This window comes from Clostridium sp. AF15-41, from assembly GCF_003604095.1.
Classification (GTDB): domain Bacteria; phylum Bacillota; class Clostridia; order Lachnospirales; family Lachnospiraceae; genus Coprococcus.
In genome coordinates this window covers 177,497-197,321 of the sequence record NZ_QTMQ01000002.1, presented here as the reverse complement: position 1 = coordinate 197,321, position 19,825 = coordinate 177,497, and the positions used below count along the sequence as shown (strand labels likewise).

The 19,825-nt window shown below is 42.2% G+C and carries 12 protein-coding genes; 3 read left to right on the top strand and 9 right to left on the bottom strand.

Translation table 11 applies throughout. From position 1 onward, the window contains the following. Nucleotides 1-48: 48 nt before the first annotated feature. The 6 genes from DWW43_RS02250 to DWW43_RS02225 all read right to left on the bottom strand — a co-directional run bounded on the left by DWW43_RS02250 (nucleotide 49) and on the right by DWW43_RS02225 (nucleotide 8,345). Entirely contained in the window at nucleotides 49-1,470 is a 1,422-nt protein-coding gene (locus tag DWW43_RS02250) for an SLC13 family permease (protein WP_119962593.1), read from the bottom strand. Between the two features lie 126 nt (nucleotides 1,471-1,596). Next, complete coding sequence (locus DWW43_RS02245; RefSeq protein ID WP_119962592.1) at nucleotides 1,597-2,985, bottom strand: HAMP domain-containing sensor histidine kinase; 1,389 nt, start codon at nucleotides 2,983-2,985, stop codon at nucleotides 1,597-1,599. After that, nucleotides 2,979-3,647 (bottom strand): response regulator transcription factor, encoded by a 669-nt coding sequence (locus DWW43_RS02240; protein WP_119962591.1) that lies wholly within the window; start codon nucleotides 3,645-3,647, stop codon nucleotides 2,979-2,981. The genes DWW43_RS02245 and DWW43_RS02240 overlap by 7 nt, the downstream gene beginning before the upstream one ends. A 148-nt stretch (nucleotides 3,648-3,795) precedes the next feature. Next, complete coding sequence (gene clpB, locus DWW43_RS02235) at nucleotides 3,796-6,372, bottom strand: ATP-dependent chaperone ClpB (protein ID WP_119962590.1); 2,577 nt, start codon at nucleotides 6,370-6,372, stop codon at nucleotides 3,796-3,798. A 147-nt stretch (nucleotides 6,373-6,519) separates the two neighbouring features. Beyond that, complete coding sequence (locus DWW43_RS02230; protein WP_117822955.1) at nucleotides 6,520-7,668, bottom strand: HAMP domain-containing sensor histidine kinase; 1,149 nt, start codon at nucleotides 7,666-7,668, stop codon at nucleotides 6,520-6,522. Further along, nucleotides 7,665-8,345, bottom strand: coding sequence for a response regulator transcription factor (locus DWW43_RS02225; protein WP_008401070.1), 681 nt, complete (start codon nucleotides 8,343-8,345; stop codon nucleotides 7,665-7,667). The genes DWW43_RS02230 and DWW43_RS02225 overlap by 4 nt, the downstream gene beginning before the upstream one ends. Nucleotides 8,346-8,443: 98 nt before the next feature. On the opposite strand from DWW43_RS02225, the gene DWW43_RS02220 reads away from it, so the two are divergent. Genes DWW43_RS02220 through DWW43_RS02210 form a run of 3 tightly spaced genes read left to right on the top strand, consistent with a single transcriptional unit; the run spans nucleotide 8,444 to nucleotide 10,434 of the window. Then, nucleotides 8,444-8,587 carry a CD1871A family CXXC motif-containing protein gene (locus DWW43_RS02220; RefSeq protein ID WP_117785383.1) on the top strand — a complete coding sequence of 48 codons (144 nt, stop codon included), beginning with the start codon at nucleotides 8,444-8,446 and terminating at the stop codon, nucleotides 8,585-8,587. After that, nucleotides 8,580-9,485 (top strand): 4Fe-4S binding protein, encoded by a 906-nt coding sequence (locus tag DWW43_RS02215; protein WP_119962589.1) that lies wholly within the window; start codon nucleotides 8,580-8,582, stop codon nucleotides 9,483-9,485. The genes DWW43_RS02220 and DWW43_RS02215 overlap by 8 nt, the downstream gene beginning before the upstream one ends. Before the next feature lie 52 nt (nucleotides 9,486-9,537). Beyond that, a complete protein-coding gene (locus DWW43_RS02210; RefSeq protein WP_119962588.1) occupies nucleotides 9,538-10,434 on the top strand; it encodes a TlpA disulfide reductase family protein in 897 nt (298 codons plus the stop codon). A 181-nt stretch (nucleotides 10,435-10,615) separates the two neighbouring features. Here the strand turns inward: DWW43_RS02210 and DWW43_RS02205 are convergent, their stop codons facing one another. The 3 genes from DWW43_RS02205 to DWW43_RS02195 all read right to left on the bottom strand — a co-directional run bounded on the left by DWW43_RS02205 (nucleotide 10,616) and on the right by DWW43_RS02195 (nucleotide 19,795). Continuing rightward, nucleotides 10,616-16,516 (bottom strand): leucine-rich repeat protein, encoded by a 5,901-nt coding sequence (locus DWW43_RS02205; RefSeq protein ID WP_165852997.1) that lies wholly within the window; start codon nucleotides 16,514-16,516, stop codon nucleotides 10,616-10,618. Nucleotides 16,517-16,575: 59 nt separating this feature from the next. Then, nucleotides 16,576-17,226, bottom strand: a complete 651-nt coding sequence (locus tag DWW43_RS02200) for a TetR/AcrR family transcriptional regulator (protein WP_243104374.1) — start codon at nucleotides 17,224-17,226, stop codon at nucleotides 16,576-16,578. A gap of 151 nt (nucleotides 17,227-17,377) precedes the next feature. Then, on the bottom strand, nucleotides 17,378-19,795 hold the full coding sequence (locus tag DWW43_RS02195; RefSeq protein WP_119962585.1) for an HAD-IC family P-type ATPase: 2,418 nt from the start codon (nucleotides 19,793-19,795) through the stop codon (nucleotides 17,378-17,380). Nucleotides 19,796-19,825 lie beyond the last annotated feature (30 nt).

The following is a 19,825-nucleotide window of genomic DNA, read 5'->3' as shown; positions in this document are numbered from 1 at the left end:
TCTCCATTTCTTTCTCTTTGTTTCACGCCCGTTTCTGTATGGCTTTTTTTACACCGTACTGAATGTGCTCCAGTATTTTAACAGCAATGTGCAAATGATCGACATTACAAGAATAATGATAAGGGAAATCTTCCAGCCTTCCCGGAACATATACTTTGGTTCCAGTCCATATCCCACCGGAATCGCACGAATCGACGTTGGCAGCATATAAGACAGGTTCACACCAATGGATGCTACGTATATATACGGAATCGGATTCAGCCCACATCCCTGTGTGATTGAGATCACAAGTGGAATCGCAACCGCTGCCGTAGCTGTATTTGAGGTCACATCCGACAACAGTAGTGTTGCAGTCAGAATGATCAGGATCGTTACAAAACCGCCCTTCATATCAAAGGAAGAAATCACTTCTCCAAGTGTTTTTGCAACACCTGTTGCATTGATCAGGCTTCCAAGCGCCAGACCTCCGGCAAATATATACATCAGATCCCAGACGATCTTTCCCTGCACCTGTTTCCAGACCATGATCCGTTTTCCCTCTTTATTTGTAAAAAGAAAGGCAATGATTGCACAGATGATAAATACATATGCAGGCTTTAATCCCGGCAATATATCCTGATAAAGCTGTCTGGTAAATGCCAGACCTGTTGCCACTACAAACAGCACAAGTGCAGATTTTTCTTCAAAGCTCATCTTTGGAAGTTTCCGGTACTGTTCCGCAAAATATTCACTGGAACCACCTAACAGATCTGTCTTCTTTACATCACGAAGAGTAAATACTACATTGATCAGCGTTAAGATCAGCATAATTGGAAGGAACCGGATAACCCAGGAGGAATACATATATTCTTTTCCGGTCAACTGCTGGATATATTCCACCGTTACCAGATTCATAGCCCCACCAAGTGGAGATGCCAGACCTCCAAGACCTGTCGCATATGCGATCGTCAGCAGGATCTTCGATGCCGTCTTACTGTTTTTCACGTCATCCATTCCAATATATTTCAGCATAGAAACTGCGATCGGTGTGATCGTTGCGCATACGACTGCATTCGGAAGCACCGCAGATAATACCATTGACAACACAAACCAGAACACAAGTTGTATTCTGAGACTGTTTCCGATCAGACGCAGAAACGTGATCGCAATTCGTTTATCCAGTCCTGTATTTTCCCATAATACGGTTATGAGCGAAGCTCCCAGCAGCAGCAGAATCGTTTCCTCCGCATAATTCGATATTATAGTCTTCATCTCCGCCATAGGAACTACGGCATTGATCGCAATCGGCAAAAACGCCGTTACTGCATAATCTACCGGACCTGTTACCCACCAGTATGCCATCCAGAATACCGTTCCAACTGCTGCCCGTTCTGCAAATGTCGGCAGAACTGCATGCGGTAAAAGAAAGCATGCCAACAGGAATAGAACCGGTCCAAGTAACAAATGAATCAATCGTTTATAATTTCTCATATAATCCTCCAAGCAAGTCCTACTCGATATATTGTTCTTTCTACATAAAAAAAAGAACCCTAATATCGGATTATAAAAATCCAATATTAAAGCTCTATTAAAAATTCGACATTCTTCTATATATTTTTAGGGTTTTGGAATAAAAAATGTGAAAATACTTCCTTTATTCTTTGTGCTTTCAACATAAATCCCACCCCCATATAACTCAGCAATCTTCATTGCCTGTGAAAGTCCCAGACCAAAACCTTCCGCATTACGATCTTTTTCTTCCCGATAAAAGCTTTCAAATATTTTGGATATATTTTCCTGCTTTATTCCACAGCCTTCATCCTGAATACGAATATACGACTTTCCCTCTTTCTCTCCACAGGACACATAGATTTTAGCTCCTTCACTACTATACTTTACAGCATTTGAAAGCAGGTTATTTATAACAATATAGATAAGATTCATATTTGCATGTATGATAGTCGGCTGAAGGGAATATTCAAATGTAATCTGTTTCGTATCAATATATGCTATATCATCACATGCAGATTCAATTACATCCCGAACATCAATATCTTCTATACTGAACGTTGTCCCCTTTCTATCTATTGCAGTCATCTGAAGCAATTGATCGACCAGATTCTTCATACGGTTTGTCTGTCGCTCAAATACCTCTATACTTTTTATCGCTTCTTTATCCTGCTTCTTTTCTGCCAACTCTCTCGACACCTGGCATTGTGCATGCATAACAGCAATAGGCGTCCGAAGTTCATGGGATACATTCGCATTAAATTCTTCCTGACGTTCCAACTCCTGCTGAACTCTCTGGTACAAATGATTATTTGCATCTGTTAACATCTGAAGTTCTTTAAAACGTCCTTTATATTCCAGACTATCCGTAAAATCCAGATTCTCCCCACTCTTTTTTATCGATTCATTCAACTGTCTCATTGGTACAGCGATCAGATATCTTAATAAAAGGGCAAATAAAATAAAAAATGCGCCAACAACTCCTATCACCAAATATGACTGATGCCACAGTCCGCGATAATTGTCTTTCACCGCCTGTTCCGATATCATAGCACATACCAGATAAAAACTGCTATCCTCTGTTCCATTCCTCATTTTTCCACGTCTGGTTGCTACGTAATAACGCTCTCCCTGAAAGGTTACTTTTGTAAGGCTCTGTAATCCGATATCAAGGCCGGTTCTGGAATCATCCGGCATTCTGCCATCAAGAAAACTTCCATCTCTTGACTGTAAAAACACATATACATTTTCGTTATAAGTATCTTTCTCTTCCAGATCGTAAAAATCGCTTTTTATATACGGATTTTCATTCTCATCAAATCCTATATTTTTTTTTGCACGTTTCACTTCCTGCGCCAGTTCTGTATAAGCCAGATATTTAGTATCCTCTGTGATCAGATTCTTCTGCATCAATAAGAGACATATCGTTCCTGCTGCAATGATAAGTCCGCAAACAATAACAGTGAAATTAATAAATGAGATTTTCTTTTTTAACATTCCAGTCTATAACCTACTCCCCGGATCGTATGTATCAGTTTTTCTTCAAAAGGATCATCGATTTTCCTGCGAAGATATCGAATATATACATCAACTACATTTGAATTGATATCATCATCAATGCTCCATATATTAGCACGGATCTGCTCTCTTGTAACAACAATGTTCCTGTTACGCACCAGATATTCCAGGATTGCATATTCCCGGACTGTAAGATCAACAGTCACACCATCCCGGACAACCCGGTGATTATTTGTATCAATCTGTAATGACCCATAATTCAAAATACTGTCATTACTTATATGTACAGTACGAAGCATAACCCTTAACCTTGCGAGCAATTCCGAAAACTCAAATGGTTTTGTCATATAGTCACTGGCTCCTGCATCCAATCCTCTGACAATATCCTGCGTTTCGGACTTTGCAGTCAAAAAAAGCACCGGAACCTGTATTCCTTCTGCCCGGATTGTTTTTAAAACCGACATACCATCTTTCTTCGGAATCATAATATCCATTATAGCTCCATCATAACTTGCCGTCTCCAGATAATCAAGTGCTGCCTGCCCGTCAAAACAGGAATCTACATTGTATCCTTCTTTTGTCAGTTTATTACATATTATATGATTTAAATCCAATTCATCTTCAACAACCAAAATGCGCATGGGCACAACCTCCCTATCCTAATATACAATGGCATACCATCATTAAAATAAGATTAAAGGGATTGACACCGAAAAATATTTTCAATGCCAATCCCTTTTATCTTGCTTATTTTAGTTGTCACCAGGCATTTACTACCTGTTTATATTACTACTTCTCATTTCTCGCTGTCAATTTCTGACCGTCATAGTCAATGATGATCGCTGACTGGGTGGATACTTCACCTGCAAGGATCATACGGGCAACCAGTGTCTCGACATTCTTCTGAATAAAACGCTTCAATGGTCTTGCACCATAGACCGGATCATAGCCCTGATCGATGATCGCACTCTTGGCCTCATCTGTAAGCTTAATCGTAATCTCCTGTCCGGCCAGACGTTTGTTCAGATCCTTGACCATAAGATCAACGATACTGCCGATGTTCTCTTTGCTTAATGACTTAAAGATGATCGTCTCATCGATACGGTTCAGGAACTCCGGACGGAAGTGCTGTTTCAGTTTATTCATAACTGTCTCCCGTATCTCATCAGTAATCTCGCCACCGCCTTCTGCGATATCCACACCACCGATATTCGATGTCATAATGATGATCGTATTCTTAAAGTCTACCGTTCTACCCTGTGAGTCCGTGATACGTCCATCATCCAATACCTGTAATAATACATTGAATACATCCGGATGTGCCTTCTCAACTTCATCGAATAAGACAACCGAATATGGTTTCCTACGAACTGCCTCGGTAAGCTGTCCGCCTTCATCGTAGCCTACATATCCAGGAGGCGCTCCGATCAGTCTGGATACACTGTATTTCTCCATATATTCACTCATATCGATACGAACCATGTTCTGTTCATTATCAAATAAAGCTTCTGCCAGTGTCTTTGCAAGCTCTGTCTTACCTACACCGGTTGGTCCAAGGAACAGGAATGAGCCGATCGGCTTGCTTGGATCCTTGATTCCTGCTTTGGAACGGATGATCGCATCGCTGACATATTCAACAGCTTCATCCTGACCGACAACCCTCTTATGAAGTTCATCTGCAAGATTCAGTGTCTTACTCTTTTCACTCGCCGTCAGTTTGGCTACCGGAATACCGGTCCACTTGGATACAATCTCCGAAATTTCTTCTTCTGATACGACCTCATGTACCAGCTTTCGTTCTTTCTCCGATGCGGCCTGCTCTGCCAGTTCCAGCTCTTTCTGAGCTGCCGGAAGTTTGCCATACTGCAATTCGGCTGCTTTGTTCAGATCGTAATTTCTCTGGGCAACCTGAATATCATTCTTGATCTTCTCGATCTCCTCTTTCAGGTTACGGATCTTCTCAACGCCTGCCTTTTCATTCTCCCATTTGGCTTTCAGGTTATTTGCTTTATCCTTTAACTCCGCAAGCTCTGACTGTATATCCGCCAGTCTCTGCTTGCTCAGGTGGTCTTCCTCTTTCTTCAGTGCGGCTTCCTCGATCTCAAGCTGCATGATCTTTCTTGTAATCTCATCAACTTCGGTCGGCATAGAATCAAGCTCCGTCTTGATCATCGCACAGGCTTCATCGACAAGGTCGATCGCTTTATCCGGAAGGAAACGATCTGTAATGTACCGATTGGAAAGTACCGCTGCACTTACCAATGCACCATCCGAGATCTTAACTCCATGGAACACCTCATATCTTTCCTTGATACCACGAAGAATGGAGATCGTATCTTCTACCGTCGGCTCATCGATCTGTACCGGTTGGAAACGACGTTCCAGAGCGGCATCCTTTTCAATGTACTGTCTGTATTCGTCAAGTGTCGTTGCACCGATACAATGCAGTTCGCCACGGGCAAGCATAGGCTTTAACATATTGCCTGCATCCATTGCACCATCTGTCTTACCGGCTCCAACGATCGTATGCAGCTCATCAATAAAGAGGATGATCTCACCTTCTGATTTCTTTACTTCATCCAGAACCGTCTTCAGACGTTCCTCAAATTCACCACGATACTTGGCACCGGCAACCAGCGCACCCATATCCAGTGCGAATATCTTCTTATTCTTCAAGCCTTCCGGCACATCACCTCTGACAATACGCTGTGCCAGACCTTCTGCAACCGCTGTCTTACCTACACCGGGTTCACCGATCAGAACCGGGTTATTCTTGGTCTTACGGGAAAGGATCCGGATCACGTTTCGTATCTCAGCATCTCGTCCGATAACCGGATCAATCTTCTGCTCTCTTGCCCGTTCCACCAGATCATATCCGAACTTCTCCATTGCTTCATAGGAATCTTCCGGATTCTCACTGTCTACCTTTTTATTTCCTCTGATATCTGCCAGAGCCTTTAAAAATGTGTTCCGATCGATCGCCCATGTTTTAAGCAATGGCTTCACATCGGAATCGGCTTTTTCGATCAGTCCAAGGAACAGATGCTCAACCGATACAAAGCTGTCTCCCATCTGCTTTGCTTCCTTTTCAGCCTGAATGAGCGCCTTTGAAAAATTATTTCCGGCATACAGATTTCCGCCACTTACCTTTGGCAGTGATGCAAGTTTATCTTCCACCCTATTTACCGCTGCTGTTACATCTATATCGAGTTTTTCAAAAATCTTCGAAATAAGGCTTTCGTCTATCTCAAGCAATCCTGCAAGTAAATGAATCTGTGCAAGCTCCTGATTATCATATTCCAGGGCTTTATCTTTCGCTTTTTCTATTACTTCAAGCGACTTTCTTGTGTATTTGTCCATATCCATAATCATTTACCTCCTGACATATAAAAACTACTGTAATTCAAGATACGCTTTCATTACAGTAGTTAACATAACACTTTTTGTTAGCACTGTCAAGAGGTGAGTGCTAATTATTTTTATTTTATTTTTTCACACACATTTCAGGAATGATCACTGGGTAAAACTCACATCAAAAATCGTACCTCCGGATGGATTAGACCGGACTGTAATTGTCCCATCATGCGCACTTACGATTTCATGAACAAGCGCAAGTCCAAGTCCGACACCACCAAGTTCCCGGCTTCTGGATTTATCCACACGAAAGAACGGTTCAAACACACGCTGCCTGAGTTCCTCCGGGATTCCATTTCCGGTATCCTCTATTGACAGGTAAATATGTTTTTCCTTTTGATATGCGGTCACTGTAACCCGTCCCCCAGAATGATTATATTTTATAGCATTCTCAACAAGATTGTATACCATCCTGTAAATAAGGATATCACTTCCGATCATCCTTATATCCGTGCATTTTCCAATAAGTTTTATATTTTTTTCCTGTGCAAGCGGTTCCAGATCCGCCAATACTTCATCAACAAGAGCATTGACCATTATTACATCGTCTCTCCCCACAGTTTGAAGCTCGCTCATATCCAGAAGGGTTTTTACCATTTTACCGAGTCTGTCATTCTGTTCCGTAACCATCTTTATCGTTTGCTCGGTATCTGCATCATTGCCCGGATGCGGATTGGAATTATATGAATCAAGCTGTATCTGCATTAAAGATAATGGGGTTCGAAGCTCATGTGCCGCATTTGCGGTAAATTGTCTCTGTATATCAAATGCATCCGAGAGACGTTCAAGCATCTTGTTATACGAAACACTCAGTTGGTTCAGTTCTTTAACATTGTTTTCTTCTATTCGTGAATCTGCCAGATTTTGTGCCTGTACCTCTTCAATCTTATCAGAAAACTTACCAATCGGCTTTAGGGCATGTCCACTGATAAAATACGTGGCCACACCACCCAGAAGCGCCAGCAAGGCTGAAATTATCAGGCTGTTTTTTTTGTAGTCTGCCTTGTTATTGTACACCTGAACGGAAAAATCATTTGCAAAATCATCCCAGTTATCCTCCGGAATGCTGATATATATTTCATCCGAAGAGCTTCCGTTATCATCTCCCCTGGCATCAACAGTCTCTTGCAGAGAATCAATATAGTACACACCATTTTTATAAATAAGCATAGTCAGGCATCCACATATAAGCGCAATATATAATGTAATTATACATGTAAGTCTCCACTGTAGCGATATTCTTTTCATCTGTCGGCCTCCTCTCGTATTTTATACCCTTCTCCCACCTTGTTCAAAATCGGATCATATCCGAGCACTGCCTTAAGCTTTCTTCTAAGCGAGGACATATGTACTCTGATTGCTCCACTAAAGCTGTCCACGGATGCATCCCAGACATGCTCCATCAATTCTTCCTGACTTACCGGTCTTCCCAGATTGAGAAGCAGATATTCTAAAATACCATTTTCTTTTCTTGTAAGGGAAACCTTTTTCCCTTTTGCATATGCCTCACGTTTTATCGTATCAAAGCTTATCCCGCCGCTTTCCAGACATACATCCTTCTGCACAAATTTTCTTCTTGTCAGACTTCTGATACGTGCTTCAAGTTCCTTTATATGAAATGGTTTTTCCATATAATCATTTGCACCTGCATCAAGTCCCTCAACCTTATCCGCGATCTGTCCTCTTGCAGATAATATAATAACCTTTGTCTCCTCATTTTCTCGTCTGAGTTCTCTTAAGATTTCCATTCCATCCATACCGGGCAGATTCAGATCCAAAACGATCAGATCATAATCCTCCGTAAGGATACATTCAAGAGCTTCTTCCCCATCATAACAGGTATCCACTTCATACCCAACACCATACAGGCTTTTCGCAACCATATCACATATTTGTTTCTCATCTTCAACTATTAATAATCTCAAAAATCTTTCACCTGTTTCTTAACAAAAATTTTACATCAGCTATTGTATAATACCCAGGTCAGTTGGTCAACAAACACAATCAAGAAAGGAGCTGCAATATCTTGAAGTACAGGAAAATATCTCAGATCGTTTTACTCATCACAGGTATAGCAATGATCAGCTATGGTGTAGTCAGAGGTGAAGCGGCTGCCGTGCTCAGCAAAGCAATAAAATTATGTCTGGAGTGTGTAGGAATTGGATAAGAACAAATCAATATCAAAAAAAACAGCCAGAATACGCGGATGGATACAGGCAGCTGCCACGCTGCTTACCAATATTCACATCCCCAATTTATTTAAAGGCAAGATCTATCAGGGCAAAGCTAAAACAGTATGCGTACCGGGATTAAACTGTTATTCCTGTCCTGCTGCTACCGGAGCCTGTCCTATCGGGGCATTCCAAGCAGTTGTCGGCTCATTCAAATTTAAATTTTCTTACTACATAACCGGTTTTTTCATTTTACTCGGTGTGATTCTCGGAAGATTTATATGTGGATTTTTGTGTCCATTTGGATGGTTTCAGGATCTGCTTCACAAAATTCCCGGAAAAAAGTTTTCCACAGCCAGGCTGAAACCGTTAAGATACCTGAAATATATCATCCTGATCGTTTTCGTTATACTTCTGCCGATGCTTGTAACGAACTCCATAGGAATGGGTGATCCGTTCTTCTGTAAGTATATTTGCCCACAGGGTGTTTTAGAGGGAGCTATACCACTTTCACTTGGAAATACCGCTATACGGTCTGCTCTCGGAAAGCTTTTTTCTTTTAAGTGCCTTATTTTAATTACGGTTATTATACTGAGTATTTTGTTCTACAGGCCTTTCTGCAAATGGATTTGTCCGCTTGGAGCAATCTATTCATTATTTAACAAGGTCAGCCTTCTGAATATCAAGGTTGAAAGCAGCAAATGTGTCGGATGCAACCAATGTTCAAAGGTATGCAAAATGGACGTCGATGTCTGTAAGACTCCGAATCATCCGGAATGCATACGATGCGGAGCCTGTATAAAGGCCTGTCCAAAAGACGCAATCCACTACCAGTTTATGGGAAGACCATGTTCCCAAAAGGGACATAAGCAATCTTCCAAAACCAACGTGTAACAATCAGCCACACTAATATTATCTAAATTATTATTTAAAGGAGCAATTATCTATGAAGACAAAAAAAACATTACTATCTATTATCACTCTCTGTGCAGCATTATCTCTCACGGCATGTAGCGGATCAGGATCTGCCACAACTGAGAGTTCACAAAAAACCCAGACAGAAGCCACCACTGAAGCTGCGGACAATTCCAACACGAAGCTGGATGATTTATATCAGCAGGAGAACCAGATCTTTGCAGATCATGCAGATGTATGGAACAAGGTATTTGGCATGATGAATAAAAGCAGCGCTGATCCAAGCGGAGATTATGCCGATTATCTGGCCGGCACCGTGGAATCAAACAAGGAATCCTTTACAGATGATGAACTGAAAACACTTAACGATGATATTGAAACCATCAGACAGATTGAAAAGCAGATATCCGAAATCGAAAATAATACAGGATCAGAAAGCACCGACCAGAACGACAGTTCCGAAGAAATCACACCTTTCAAGAGTTTCTCCGGCAAGGATTTTGATGGTAATTCTGTTGACGAAAGCCTGTTTTCCAATAATGCAGTAACTGTCGTTAATTTCTGGTTTACTGGCTGCAAACCTTGTGTCGCAGAATTATCCAAGCTTAATGAATTAAACGATGCCATCAAATCGATGGGAGGCGAGGTAGTAGGTATCAACACAGAGACCTTTGACGGAAACGAAGATGCTATCAAGGAAGCCGCAGCCATTCTTGACAGTCAGGGTGCCAAATACCGCAATATTTCCATTGACTCTGATTCAAACATAGGTAAATATGCCTCCGACATCATGGCATTTCCTACAACCATACTTGTCGATAGGAATGGTAATATCGTCGGAGATCCTATGCTCGGCGGTATCGATGACCAGAATAACTATGACACTCTTATGAAACAGATCCAATCAGTAATCGATGCTGATAAATAGAATAAATAATCAGATTCAGGGGCAGGATAAAAAGCAAACTTTTTATCCTGCCCCTGATTGCATTCTTAATCATGCTCCTTTACAATCAATTGACCATACAATAAATATATCCGGGAATATACCTGCTGCTGCAATTAACTCTGCCTTGTCTAACAAAACAACCATTTCACTTCGCAATATATTATTTTGTTATCTTGATCTTCTTTACTGTGCTGTACTTACCATATACCTTCCTGCCTGTGGAATCCTTCTTATATGCACGAACCCGTACATAATAGGTCTTTCCTTTTTTCAGCTTCTGTATGGTCTTCGTTCTCTTCGTTGTATTGACAACCTTTTTACCCTTGGTGAACTTAGAATTGGTCGCATATGTGATCTGATATCCCTTTGCCCCGGATACCTTTGAATACCTCACAACCAGATTCTTGCCCTTCGTATTCATAACCTTAAGTCCGGTTGTCTTCTTCACCTTTACCTTCGACCACTTCGCATATATGGTATAATTTTTCTTTGAACCTTTCTTGATCGAAGTGATTTTCTTCGTGCATTTACGATCTGTATACCAGCCCTTGAATGCATATCCCTTCCGGGTCGGTTTCTTTAATACAACCTTCTTCGCTGATGTATAGGTCTTCGGATTCTTCTTGTTATTCTTACCCTTATTTAACTTATATGTAATCTTATACTTCTTCTGGCTTAACTTACTAACCTGATGTTTCTCTGTCTGTTTACATACGGAACAGGTTCTGCTTTCTTCCCCTGCCTTTGAGGTAGTCGGCTTCACTGTCACTGTCCATGCAGTCCAGATATGACCCTTTGCTGCTATACTGACATTCTCCTGCACCGTCTTTCCACAGGTATCACAAACATAATGTCCGCTTCCTGCCATCGTACAGGTTGCTTCCTTATCTGTTATCAGACGTTTTGCCTCATGATCACAGATAAGCTGCGCCAGCTCTCTTATCTCAACCGCTCCACATACAGAACAGGTTCTTGTTTCTTCTCCTGCCGCATCATAGGTAGCAGGTGTAACAACCTTCCATTCTCCACAGGTATGTTGATCCGCAAATTCAACCACGATCTTCTGTGGTTTTGTCACATTTTTGATCGTATACTTTCCATCTGCAAATTCTATCCTTGTGCCATTTGCAGATACAAGAACACATCGACCGGCTGCAGCCTTAACTGTAAAGGAATAATCCTCGCCATAACTGATCGTATCTCCCTCTTTCTCCGGAAGGATCGTATAATCATCCCCACCGGATGGGATTGTAACCTCATACCGGTTCGGGATCACATCTTCTGCTTTCACATCTATGATGTAGTCTTTTCCAATATTCTTAATGGTATAGCATCTGCCATCTGTCTTAAGTGCCTCTGCCACTTCATCAGACAGTTTATAATAGTTGCCATCAAATCCCCTCACCGCTTCGTATACATACACAACCGCATGGGCATTGCTGTATCTATCTCTTGCCGATAATGTATAGTCTGAATCTTCAACTACGTCGCCACCTGTTTCTTCCAGATAGTCCTGCGCATTCTCTGTAAGTGTAACTCTGTAATACTCGATGCATCCGTCAGGTTTCGTATTTGTCGCTCTGTTCATCGAAAGCTTAAGATCCCGACCGGTTACATCCGATCCCTCTAATCTGACACCAGCGGTTTCACTCTCTGCCTTCCAGTTATTCTCATAATACTTTATGGCTGCTAACTGATATTCTGCCTCTTCTAATTTCTCAAACCGATAAGAGCCATCTTCTGCTGATGTCGTCTTTTTTGTATCACCGTTTCCTTTTAATTTAACTGTTACACCCGGTACAGGATTGCCTTCGGGATCGCGAACAGTTCCGGAGATCGCATAAGTCTCTATATTCTTTTCAAAGATTGCGGTGTAGGTCTCGCCCTCAAAAACACCGTTTACCGCAGTTGGATAGAGTCCGGTTATGGAATAGGACGGACTACCCTCCTTGCTGTCAACCCACTTCACGAAATGCCAGCCAAGATCTGCCACCGGAAGAACTCCCTTTGGTGTTCCGCTTACTGCCTTGATCGTCTCTGTCAATTCACCGGAACCGGTCTTGTCACCTACCCATTTTACTGTTCCATGCTCGCCGGCCTTGTAGGTAAATGTAACTTCTGTTTCCTTTGTTGTAATCTCTACCGTATGATTTGCCGAGATATCGGATATCGTATAATTGCCATCCTCATCCGGCTTCAGTGTCTTTCCATCCAAGCTTACCCCTTCTAATATGCATCCTGTATCCGGTGTTACTGTAAATACAACAGTCTCACCGGTCTCGGTGATAAGCTCTGTCACTTTCTTCTTATCAACGCTTGCCGATGCATAACTACCTTCCGTCAATTTAAATTCCAGAGTATACAGGTCATATGCTTCTGCATATACATCCTTATCTGCAGTTAATACATGCGTGAAATCATACAAGGTCGTAAGTTCCTTATCTTCATACCAGTCGAATGTATGAATCGCATCATTTTTTCCTGTTACAGTCGGTGCCTGGGCCTCGGTAACTGCATGGTTGCAATTCGTATATCCATATCCTGCAAGCTCTTTACCACCGGTCGTATAATGGAAGGTCATCTGCATAACGCTTCTACTTGTTTCTTCCTCTGTTAAATCAAGATACGGATATCGTTCGATTACTGCTCCGCTTATTATCTGTTTCCATACAAATAACTGCTTTCCTCCGGAAGCCTTCAGATCTTCATTGATACCATTCTGCAGTTTCCAGGCGACCTTACCGGATTCAAAATCTTCCGCTGTCATAGCTTCATTATCAGTAAATGTCACCTTATGTCCCTTCAAATCCATGGAATATCCGTAAGCTTTCACATCAATATCTCCCACATAATAGCAGGCAGATACCTCTGCATTTCCCAAATAAGATGAAACACAACCTGCAATAGGCGCTGCAAATGCATGCGGTTCATTATTCTGGAAGCTGGTTGCAACATTTGTTGTCTTTATATTCGTGGAATAATTATAGCAGTCTCTTATCAGAGCATTCTCTACCCCTCCTACAATTCCTCCGGTATGGGAACCACCTTCAACATCTCCTGTATTATAACAGCCGTAGATCGTACCCTTACTACATATTGCATAAGCAGCAATACCTCCGGCGCAACTGTCCGAAGCTGTAACAGCTCCTGTATTATAACAATAATAGATTCCATACTGTGACAGAGAAACCGGAACCAATTCCTCCGCTTCCGTAGAACCGCTTCCCGAATCATCAGAAGATCCGCCGGATGTATCTTCCCACCCCCCAATGGATGGATTTACGATTATTACATCACCGCCTTCTGCCACGCCGGTTCCTGCTGCAATACCTCCGACATATGTTCCTGTAAGTGCTCCTTTATTATAGCAGTTAGCAACATATCCCTTGTTATCTCTTACAATACCGGCTGCCTGACCGGTTGATGTAATTGGCGCTTCATTATAACAGTTCAGGATCTTGCCCTTATTCCAATCACAAATTCCTCCCACATCTCCGCTAATGCGTCCTCCGGTATTATTGATTGCTCCACGATTGACACAGTTTTTTACAATGCCATAATTCATATCTACTATGCCAAAGCAATTTTCACGCTGTTTATCGATCCATTCTACATCTGCTGTATTCACACAGGCATCCATAATTCCATAATTCTTATATACAAAAACAGCACCGCCATGCCCACAATATTTTGTGCGCAGTCTTCCGGCTGTACAGTTCGTAACGGATCCATTATTGAACCCTGCAAATACTGCACATGCAGTTACATAAGACTTCTCTATCGTCAGATTCTTTAAAGCTCCCGATCTGCCGATATATCCGATCAGTCCGCCCTGATTATCATATCCCGGATTTTTCCGATACAAGCCCCGGATCGTCTTATGATTTCCGTCAAAAACTCCCTGATATATAATGTTATATTTCGTAAAATTAACATTATAAGATCCGAGAGATGGCCAGTTGATCACATTTGTCGTTTCATCTGTCCATACATCCCATTCACTTGTATCATTCATCTCAATATCATTGCAAAGAACGACATTCTCCGACAGATGTGCCGTAGCATCATCTCCGTTTCCATTTACATAATCAGCAAACCAGTATAACTGTCCGGCATTGCTTACTGCATAGTATCCTATGTAATTTTCGTCTAATCCAAATGCCTTACAATTCTCCGCCGTGACCTGCTCAGCCGGCTGATAGGAACCATCCATCGTTGCAAATCCATTTTCATCATAGGTCAAGCTCTTGCTGACTTCTCCACATGTACTACATTCTGCCGTATAGGTATATATGCCATCCTTTACACCGGTCAACTTCCAACCCACCTTTTCCTCATGGAAAGTGATGTGATCTCTTGGCACACCAAAGGTCTCCGTCAGGCATCTGTAAATCTCAAATGAATGTACCATATAGTACATGCTCTTTAAACTATTCGCTATCGTCTCTTTTGATTTATCTCCATAATCTGTTAAAGTTAACTGTAAAGAATCGTTATCTTTGTGCGGAATCTCTACCATCGTTCGGTTCCATGAACCACAAAATACATTCATATTTAACTCTTTTAAAGAAAGAGGCAGCTTAATCTCACGTTGTTCTTTCAGATTTGTATTATTTTCTTTATATGTAGAAAATAAGCCTTCCGGCAAGGTATTCAAGGCACATCCTTCTTCAAATGTTATGTACTTGATTTTTGCATTTCCGCCACCATCCAATGAAGTCGCTGTAAAATCCGTCAAGCATTTTGGATATTCAAGGCTTCGCAGATTACTGATGCTAAATGCCCGAGTTCCAATGGTAGTCACGTTCTGCATATACGGCAGCTCGGTTATATATATATAACGGAACGCTTCATCTTTAATTGTCCTAACGCTGTCCGGAATCCGGAGTGATGTTACCTTTGAGCATCCCATGAAAGCCTGCTCCTCAATCGTCTCTAACTGGCCAGGAAGCTGTATATTGGTAACATTACCGCAATAAGCAAATGCTGCTTTTCCAATTGATGTCACGGAATCCGGAATCACGATCTCCTGCAATCCGTCACAATCATAAAATGCACATATACCGATCGTTGTGACTGTACCAGGAATCACAAGCTTCTCCATCTGATCCAGATTTCGGAATGCTGATTCTCCGATCGTTGTAAGTCCTTCCGCTAATTCAACATCTTTCAAAGCGTAACAGGCATAAAAAGCTTCCTTTCCTATGCTTTCAACCTTTGAGCCTTTTTCGAACCGGATCGTCTCAAGATACTGTGAATTATAAAAGCACCTCTCCGGTATCGTTTCAATGGAAGCCGGAACCGTAAATTCTTTTAAAGACTTACAACCGTAAAGTAAATATTGAACATTCTTTCCAAATGAAGTAAGCTTGCATCCTTCCTCAAATGTAATCTTCTCCAGTGACTCATCCATATAGAACATGCCATGATTGAACGAACCTGAATTGAATTCTGTAACAGATGCCGGAATCGTGATCTCCTTCAGCTTCTTCTGTTGCTGCACCAGTGCTGTTGTTAATTTCTGCATCGTACTTGGAAGATAGATATATTCATACTGGAGATTTTCTGGTGGACTATATACATTAAAATATGTCAGTCCTTCTCCAACTTCTACCTGCACGATATTGTACTTGGCAAATACGTCTGCATAACCTGAGAATACACTAAACTCACCAGCCCTGCTGCTGTTTGTATCTACGCCTCCATATGTGATCGTAGCAATATATTTTTTCACTGATGTATCTTCTGTATCCACTGCATCTGCTGTGTCTGCCGTAGCTTCCGTATCTGCTGTATTTTCTGCAGCTGCATAGATTCGCCATATATTTCCGTTGTTATCTTTTTCCTCCACCAATGGTTCACCAGTCTTCTGATAGTGATATCCGGTTTCTTCATTGGTTACTTCACCAGTATCTTCACCAGATTCTGCCCCGGCCGCGTCATCCGTCTGTGCATACGTTGTCACAGACCCATAAAGCGTTATGGGCGTCGCAATCGCAAGCATGGCAAGCATGGCGGCTGCCAGATAATGCTTTTTTCTCTTTGTTTTTAATTTACTCATATTTACCTCCCTTTCGTTCATGCACGTATCCCTTATATCCCTAGTACCCCTGCATCCTGTTATACGGATGCTGTCGCATAGTTTATGATCATTTCCTTTAAACGTATCAACTCCGGCATATAATCCCTGTTATCTTCTGCGCCCCATATAAAGCCTCCCGCGTAGTAGGTACATGCTGCCATCATCGTATGTACGGTCACACGGATAAATTCATCCTCCGGTATATCCGTGCGAAAGGTATGATCTTCCTTTGCTTTCTCATACATCATATGCAATCGGGTATCAGCCGAATACACCGACGTATGAATATTCTCAAACTGTTCCTGGTCTACGCCCTCATGCGTGACGTAGTGATTAAAGTTATCATTGTACTGAAGCAGTTCTTTATGATTCAGATACATTTCAATATAACTGTCCAGCGTGAATATGAATCGATCGATCGCCGGAATATCCTGAACCGATGAAATCGGTCTGTTTCTATCGAGCTCGTCCAGATATGATTTCCACTGTGCCATACAGACTGCGATCACGAGTTCTGTCTTGTTCGAATAACACCGGAATAAGGTCGCCCTGCCGATACCGACCGCCTCTGCGATCTCGCCCATACTTACCGCTTCAATCTTCTTTTCTACAAAGATGCGAAATGCAGTATCCAGGATCCGCTGTCGTCGTTCATTTTCTTTTGCTTTTTGTTTCTCTGATTTGTTCATTACCATGTTCCTTTTTGATACGTACTGTATCATTAATTTTATAGGAAATAAAATGTGATGTCAATACGCACAAACACCTCTTATATATAAGTCAAGGATTTTTTCTGACCTCAAAAAAATTAGGCAGCCCTGCTTTGTAGGCTGCCTGTCTCTATTTAAGCTCCAGATATTTCTTAAGCTTTGGCTTTTTCTTTTTATAGTATTCCTGCAGCTTCTCCACCAACAGGGTGAGGTAGCGGAACAGGGATTCTGCCGCGAATCCGAATACCACCATAAGCAGTACGCAGATATTTGACAGATCAGTCAATGCAAATAACTTCTTCAGGAAAAATCCTGAGAATATAAATCCAACGATGTTCAGTCCGATCACACCATATTTCATCTTGTTTAACGGCTCACTGATCTTAAACAGGATCATAAAGCCAACAACGCAAAGCACCATTGTTGCGATCGTACCGATGCTTTCTCCCGGCAGGGCAAATACCTCACCACAGATTACCAACGCACCAACCGCAATTACATCAGTAAGACCACCCGGAAATGCTTTGAACATAACATTTGTAAGGAAATGTCCTTTGATCCTGTCTCTGTTCGGTTCGAGTGCCAGCAGAAATCCGGGAGCACCGATCGTAAACATACTGACCAATGAGATCTGCGCCGGTTCCAGCGGATAGGTGATCATAAAGATAACCGAGAACAGCGACATCAACAGTGAGAATATATTCTTAACAAGGAACAAGCTGGCGGAACGCTGTACATTATTTACAACCCGTCGTCCTTCGTATACCACATCCGGCATATGTGCAAAATCTGAATCCAACAGAACGACCTGTGCTGCCTGTGTTGCAGCCTCACTACCGGACGCCATCGCCACGCTGCAATCCGCATCCTTCATTGCAAGGATATCATTGACACCATCACCTGTCATGGCCACGGTATGCCCCTGCTTTTTAAGTGCCTGCACAAGCTTCTGCTTCTGCTTCGGCGTCACACGGCCAAATACCGTATATTCCCGTACGGCTTCCTTAATCTTCGTATCCGTATCAAGTGTCGTTGCATCCACATAACTTTCTGCGTTGTCAATACCCGCCTGAACTGCGATCTGTGATACCGTCTTTGGATTATCACCGGATATAACCTTGATCGCTACATCCTGACTCTTAAAGTATGCAAAGGTCTTTACCGCATTTTCACGGATCGGATTTGCCAGTGCCACAAAGCCAAGCGGTGTTACTCTGTCAGATAATCCATTTGCAATACTGCTTCCTTCATATCTTCCAAATAACAGCACACGATCTCCCTTTTCGGCATTAGGAAGAATCTCTTTCTCGATTGACGCATAATCATCTCGCATGATGAATTCCGGTGCGCCAAGCAGATAGATGCCATCCGAAAATGTAATACTACCGTATTTCAAACTGGATGAAAATGCCAGACGATCAAGCGGTACTCTGTGTTTTCCGACACTACCGTCTGCCTCATCGGCATATTTCTTCAATGCCTCCATCGTAGCGTTATTATCCTGTGACGCTGCTGTATAATCGATCAGCAGCCCCTTTAATTCGTCTATCGTCTTTAACGGATTCCGGCTGTCCTTACTTAAGAATACATCCTTGATACTCATAACCGGTTCTGTGATCGTTCCGGTCTTATCCACGCACAGCACATCGACACGCGCCAACGTCTCGATACTTTTCATATCATGCAGCAGGACTTTTCGTTTTGCCAGATTCATCGTACTGAGCGCCAGTGCAATCGTAGTAAGAAGATATAACCCCTCCGGGATCATACCAAGGATAGCTGCAACCGTCGAGGTTACACTCTTCCGGATCGAGTCATCATTTACGAAATGGCTCTGCCAGAACAGAATGATACCGATCGGTATAATGATGATACCAACCCATTTTACGATCAGGTTGATCGACCGGATCATCTCGGACTGTTCACCGCTTCCCATGGTCTTTGCTTCCATGCTGAGTTTTGAGATATAGGATTCATTTCCGACCTTTTCCAGTCTGGCATAACATTCACCGGACACCACAAAGCTGCCGGATAACAGCGAACTGCCGCTCGTCTTTTCTACCTCGTCCGCTTCACCGGTAAGGAGGGATTCATTTACCTGAATGCTGCCATCGATAACAACCGCATCTGCACAGATCTGCTTTCCGGCTGTCAGTAAAATGACATCATCCTTTACCAGTTCTTCCGAACGGATCTGCTGTAAAACCCCATCTCTGACTACATCTGCATGAGGTGCATTTAAGAAATTCATTTTTTCCAGTGTCTTCTTCGCACGCAGCTCCTGTATGATACCGATCAATGTATTACCTATGATGATCGGTAGAAAGGTCAGGTTCCGAAAGGAACCAACAAGGATCAATAATACTGTGATAATAAGAAATATTAAGTTAAAGTATGTAAGTGTATTCGACAGAATGATCTCTTTCGTCGTTTTATCCGTCGATATATCGGTCTGATTCGTCAGCCCTTTTTCGATTCGTTTCTTTACTTCGTTTTCTGTCAGTCCCCGGATCGAAGGATTGATCTGATTTGCCTTTGTATCGTCCATAAGATTTCCTCTCTGGTCTGTGTTATCAAA

What these genes read in the sequence shown, in the direction of transcription:
- DWW43_RS02250 (WP_119962593.1), bottom strand. Translation starts at nt 1,470, where the DNA reads ATGAGAAATTATAAACGATTGATTCATTTGTTACTTGGACCGGTTCTA.
- DWW43_RS02245 (WP_119962592.1), bottom strand. Translation starts at nt 2,985, where the DNA reads ATGTTAAAAAAGAAAATCTCATTTATTAATTTCACTGTTATTGTTTGC.
- DWW43_RS02240 (WP_119962591.1), bottom strand. Translation starts at nt 3,647, where the DNA reads ATGCGCATTTTGGTTGTTGAAGATGAATTGGATTTAAATCATATAATA.
- clpB (WP_119962590.1), bottom strand. Translation starts at nt 6,372, where the DNA reads ATGGATATGGACAAATACACAAGAAAGTCGCTTGAAGTAATAGAAAAA.
- DWW43_RS02230 (WP_117822955.1), bottom strand. Translation starts at nt 7,668, where the DNA reads ATGAAAAGAATATCGCTACAGTGGAGACTTACATGTATAATTACATTA.
- DWW43_RS02210 (WP_119962588.1), top strand. Translation starts at nt 9,538, where the DNA reads ATGAAGACAAAAAAAACATTACTATCTATTATCACTCTCTGTGCAGCA.
- DWW43_RS02205 (WP_165852997.1), bottom strand. Translation starts at nt 16,516, where the DNA reads ATGAGTAAATTAAAAACAAAGAGAAAAAAGCATTATCTGGCAGCCGCC.
- DWW43_RS02200 (WP_243104374.1), bottom strand. Translation starts at nt 17,226, where the DNA reads ATGAACAAATCAGAGAAACAAAAAGCAAAAGAAAATGAACGACGACAG.
- DWW43_RS02195 (WP_119962585.1), bottom strand. Translation starts at nt 19,795, where the DNA reads ATGGACGATACAAAGGCAAATCAGATCAATCCTTCGATCCGGGGACTG.